This window comes from Gammaproteobacteria bacterium (assembly GCA_019911805.1).
GTDB lineage: Bacteria > Pseudomonadota > Gammaproteobacteria > Thiohalobacterales > Thiohalobacteraceae > JAHJQQ01.
This window is the reverse complement of the sequence record JAIOJV010000127.1, coordinates 1-3944: the sequence shown is the minus strand read 5'-3', so window position 1 is coordinate 3944 and position 3944 is coordinate 1. Positions and strand designations below refer to the sequence as shown.

Annotated in this window: 7 protein-coding genes and 1 tRNA gene; all 8 read right to left on the bottom strand. The window is 64.4% G+C overall.

Features of this window, described 5'->3' with window-relative positions; all coding sequences use genetic code 11:
- Nucleotides 1–134 (bottom strand): NADH-quinone oxidoreductase subunit D (locus tag K8I04_15805; protein ID MBZ0073180.1); only part of this gene is annotated, 134 nt, incomplete at its 3' end.
- Nucleotides 135–158: 24 nt separating this feature from the next.
- A complete protein-coding gene (locus tag K8I04_15800) occupies nt 159–533 on the bottom strand; it encodes a four helix bundle protein (GenBank protein MBZ0073179.1) in 375 nt (124 codons plus the stop codon).
- A 45-nt stretch (nt 534–578) separates the two neighbouring features.
- On the bottom strand, nt 579–1181 hold the full coding sequence (locus tag K8I04_15795) for an NADH-quinone oxidoreductase subunit C (GenBank protein MBZ0073178.1): 603 nt from the start codon (nt 1179–1181) through the stop codon (nt 579–581).
- Between the two features lie 126 nt (nt 1182–1307).
- Nucleotides 1308–1784: an NADH-quinone oxidoreductase subunit B gene (locus tag K8I04_15790; protein MBZ0073177.1), complete on the bottom strand. Its 477-nt coding sequence runs from the start codon at nt 1782–1784 to the stop codon at nt 1308–1310.
- A 100-nt stretch (nt 1785–1884) separates the two neighbouring features.
- Nucleotides 1885–2241 (bottom strand): NADH-quinone oxidoreductase subunit A, encoded by a 357-nt coding sequence (locus K8I04_15785; protein MBZ0073176.1) that lies wholly within the window; start codon nt 2239–2241, stop codon nt 1885–1887.
- Between the two features lie 318 nt (nt 2242–2559).
- Nucleotides 2560–2644, bottom strand: a tRNA-Leu gene (locus tag K8I04_15780).
- A 33-nt stretch (nt 2645–2677) separates the two neighbouring features.
- Nucleotides 2678–3061 carry a preprotein translocase subunit SecG gene (gene secG, locus K8I04_15775; GenBank protein ID MBZ0073175.1) on the bottom strand — a complete coding sequence of 128 codons (384 nt, stop codon included), beginning with the start codon at nt 3059–3061 and terminating at the stop codon, nt 2678–2680.
- Nucleotides 3062–3123: 62 nt separating this feature from the next.
- Nucleotides 3124–3882: a triose-phosphate isomerase gene (gene tpiA / locus K8I04_15770; protein MBZ0073174.1), complete on the bottom strand. Its 759-nt coding sequence runs from the start codon at nt 3880–3882 to the stop codon at nt 3124–3126.
- Nucleotides 3883–3944: the final 62 nt, after the last annotated feature.

Here is a 3944-nt window from a genome sequence, read left to right as displayed (position 1 = left end):
AGCACCAGGCGCAGCACGCCGTGCGCCGCCGGATGCTGCGGCCCGAAATTGATGTTGAAGGTGCGGACGTCGGTTTCAGGCATGGGGGGCGCCCAGGATGCTGTGTTTGCGCTCTGCGGCAAGGCAGTCGGCAGTCGGCAGTCGGCAGTCGGTCGGCGCTATGCGTCGTTCTGACTGCGCTCGACCGACCGGATGAGCGACCGCAGCATCTTGCCCACGGATTCGCAGGTATCGAGGATTGCGCGCACCGGCTCCCCAGCCGCCAATCCCACCCTCTCCGCCAACAGCAGGTGTGTTTCCAATTCCTTCAACGAACCTTGGGCGACGCGCAGGAACTGAACGTACACGCCGGTGCTCTCCCGGCCGTAGCCCTCGGCGATGTTCGCCGCGATGCTGACGCTCGCCCGCCGGATTTGCGAGGTCATGCCGAACAGCTCTTCCCTCGGGAAGGTGTTCGTCAGGCGATAGCAGCCTTCCCCCAGATCCATAGCCTCGCGCCAGACGCGAAGGTCGCGATACGAACGGATGTCCATCGCGCTCCATCCCCCCGACTGCCGACTGCCGACTGCCCACTGCCGTCACCCTCTCGCCTTCTCGTCCCCCGGCAGCACGTAGTCCGTCCCCTCCCACGGCGACTCGAAGTCGAAGTCGCGGAACTGCTGCGCCAGCTTCACCGGCTCGTAAACGACGCGCTTCTGCTCGTCGTCGTAGCGGACCTCGACGAAGCCGGTCAGCGGGAAGTCCTTGCGGAGCGGATAGCCCTCGAAGCCGTAGTCGGTGAGGATGCGGCGGAGATCCGGATGGCCGGTGAACAGGATGCCGTAAAAGTCGTAGGCCTCGCGCTCGAACCAGTCGGCGCCCGGAAAGACCGGGGTGATGGACGGCACCGGCGTCGCCTCGTCGGTCAGGACCTTCAGACGAATGCGCAGGTTCTGGCGGGGGCTGAGGAAATGGTAGACCACGTCGAAGCGGCGGTCGCGCGCCGGCCAGTCGACGCCGCAGACGTCGGTCAGGTTGACGAAGCCGAGCCGCGGGTCGTCGCGCAGGAACTTGACGAAGCCGACGATCTCCTTCGGGACGATCGTCATCGTCAGCTCGCCGTAGGCGATGTGCCATTCGACGACCGCGGCGCTGCGTTGCGCGGCGATGTACTCGGCGAGATCCTTCAGGGTTTCGTCCATCAGAGCACCATCGGGCAGTCGGCAATCGGCAGTCGGCAGTCGTGCAAGGCCGCGCGTCCGCCCTTCAGCGCGCGCCGCCCGGTCATTGGTCCCGACTGCCGATTGCCCACTGCCGACTGCCTCCCCTTACCGCTCGATCGTGCCGGTGCGGCGGATCTTCTTCTGCAGGAGCAGGAAGCCGTAGAGCAGCGCCTCCGCCGTCGGCGGGCAGCCGGGCACGTAGATGTCGACCGGCACGATACGATCGCAGCCGCGCACCACCGAATAGGAATAGTGATAATAACCGCCACCGTTGGCGCAGGAGCCCATGGAGATCACCCAGCGCGGCTCGGCCATCTGATCGTAGACCTTGCGCAAGGCCGGGGCCATCTTGTTGACCAGGGTACCGGCGACGATCATCACGTCGGACTGGCGCGGGCTGGGGCGGAAGATGATACCGAAACGGTCCAGATCGTAGCGCGCAGCACCGGCATGCATCATCTCCACGGCGCAGCAGGCCAGGCCGAAGGTCATCGGCCACATCGAGCCGGTGCGCGCCCAGTTGATGAGTTTGTCGGCCGTGGTGGTGACCACGCCCTGTTCGAGGATGCCTTCTATGCCCATCGGTCGGCACGCTCCCGTAGGGTGCGTCGACGCAGCGACGCACCATAGCTGCGGATTTCCGGTGCGTCAGGCTGCGCCTCGACGCACCCTGCGCGGCGCATCACTCCCATTCCAGAGCCCCTTTCTTCCACTCGTAGATGAAGCCGACCACCAGGATACCCAGGAACAGCATCATCGCGGTGAAACCGAACATGCCGATCTCCTTGAGCGCCACCGCCCAGGGAAACAGGAAGGCGATCTCGAGATCGAAGATGATGAACAGGATGGCGACGAGGTAATAGCGCACATCGAACTTCATACGTGAGTCTTCGAAGGCCTCGAAGCCGCACTCGTAGGGTGAGAGCTTTTCACTATCGGGGCGTTGCGGCCCGGCGAGGAAGCCAATGACGAGGAAGGCCGCCCCGAAGACGACAGCGACGGAGATGAAAATGAGGATGGGAAGGTAGTTTTCCAGCATGACTCCGCTTCCGGTACCCCGTTGCTCGCTGTGATAGGCGCGCGTTTATCGATGTTTTCATGCCGTTTCCGGCAGGCGCAGTGGGGGGAGTCTAGGCCAGGGGCAGAAGCAGTGTCAAGCCAGGCGGCAGCTGAAAAGCACCTTCTGATCAGAGGGTTAACACAAAAAAAGAATTTGGGGACGGATAAGAAGGATCACGGCACGGGCGGCAAGTGCAGCTGCGGCGCGGGAGAATGATCCCAGGCTGTGCAACGTCACCGCGCACGGCCCGAAGAAAGAAAAAGCCCGCCACCTGTTCGGGTTGCGGGCATTCGGATTTGGTGCCGACGGAGAGACTCGAACTCTCACGACTCGCGTCACTACCCCCTCAAGATAGCGTGTCTACCAATTCCACCACGTCGGCAATTCAGGATGTTCTGGATACCTACTACCTGCGTCAGGGCAGGTCGCTGTCGCCCGCCGGGGCCGCGGGCGCGATCGGGACGTTCGGCAGGTCGGCCGGCGCGGCCGGGACTTCGTCGGTGGGCATCCCGGTAGTCGTCGGCGCCGTCCGTATCTGCTCGGTCACACTCGCCGGACCTTCGCCGCCGCCGATCACCAGTGGCGTGGATAGTAGCAGGCTGTTGGCAAAGAACAGTGTCGCGAGCACCGCCGTGGCGCGCGTCAGGAACGAGCCGGCACCGCGCGAGCCGAACACAGTCCCCGAGGCGCCGCTGCCGAACGCCGCGCCGGCATCGGCACCCTTGCCGTGCTGCAGCAGCACCAGCACGATCACGCCGACCGCCAACAGGATCTGAACCACCAACAACAGTGTATACATACGTTGAACTCTTACCTCATCGCCGCGGCGTCACGCCCCGGTACCGTGTTCCGGCTTCGGCCTCAGCCCTGGTCCGGTGCCCGGCAGATCGCCAGGAATTCCTCGGCCGTCAGCGACGCACCGCCGATCAGGCCACCGTCGATGTCCGGCATGCCGAACAATTCCGCGGCATTCGAACCCTTCACGCTGCCACCGTAGAGAATCTGCACCTGGTCGGCGACACCCTTGTCCAGTGTGGCCAGCTTGGTGCGGATGAAGGCATGCACATCCTGCGCCTGCTGCGGGCTGGCGGTCTTGCCGGTGCCGATCGCCCAGACCGGCTCGTAGGCGATCACGGCCTGGCCCAGCGCAGCGATGCCTTCCAGTTCGATGACTGCATCGAGCTGGCGGCCGACGACCTGTTCGGTGATGCCCAGTTCACGCTCTTCAAGCAATTCGCCCACGCACAGGATCGGAATCAGTCCGAACTTGCGTGCCGCGGAGAACTTGCGCGCGGTGAAGGTATCGTCTTCGCCATAGATGGAACGGCGCTCGGAGTGCCCGACCAGGGCATAGGCGCAGCCGACGTCCTTCAGCATGGGCCCGGCGACCTCACCGGTGAACGCACCCGATTCCTGATCGCTGATGTCCTGCGAGCCGACACCGATCCGGGTGCCCGCGACCAGCCCGACGACGCGGGAGATATAGACGAAGGGGGGACAGACTGCGACGGCTGCGGTCTTGACGTCCGCCAGACCCTGTTTGATGCCGGCCATGAGCGCATCGATGCTCGCTGCCGAGCCGTTCATCTTCCAGTTGCCTGCCACCAGCGGTTGTCGCATGCCGCGCCCTCTCCCACGTCCCGAAATCGAAGCGCGCTAGCTTAGCTGCGGGAGGGGGAAAA

Excerpts from the sequence above, each read along its gene's own strand:
- K8I04_15800 (MBZ0073179.1), bottom strand. The coding sequence starts at position 533 with ATGGACATCCGTTCGTATCGCGACCTTCGCGTCTGGCGCGAGGCTATG.
- K8I04_15795 (MBZ0073178.1), bottom strand. The coding sequence starts at position 1,181 with ATGGACGAAACCCTGAAGGATCTCGCCGAGTACATCGCCGCGCAACGC.
- K8I04_15790 (MBZ0073177.1), bottom strand. The coding sequence starts at position 1,784 with ATGGGCATAGAAGGCATCCTCGAACAGGGCGTGGTCACCACCACGGCC.
- K8I04_15785 (MBZ0073176.1), bottom strand. The coding sequence starts at position 2,241 with ATGCTGGAAAACTACCTTCCCATCCTCATTTTCATCTCCGTCGCTGTC.
- secG (MBZ0073175.1), bottom strand. The coding sequence starts at position 3,061 with ATGTATACACTGTTGTTGGTGGTTCAGATCCTGTTGGCGGTCGGCGTG.
- tpiA (MBZ0073174.1), bottom strand. The coding sequence starts at position 3,882 with ATGCGACAACCGCTGGTGGCAGGCAACTGGAAGATGAACGGCTCGGCA.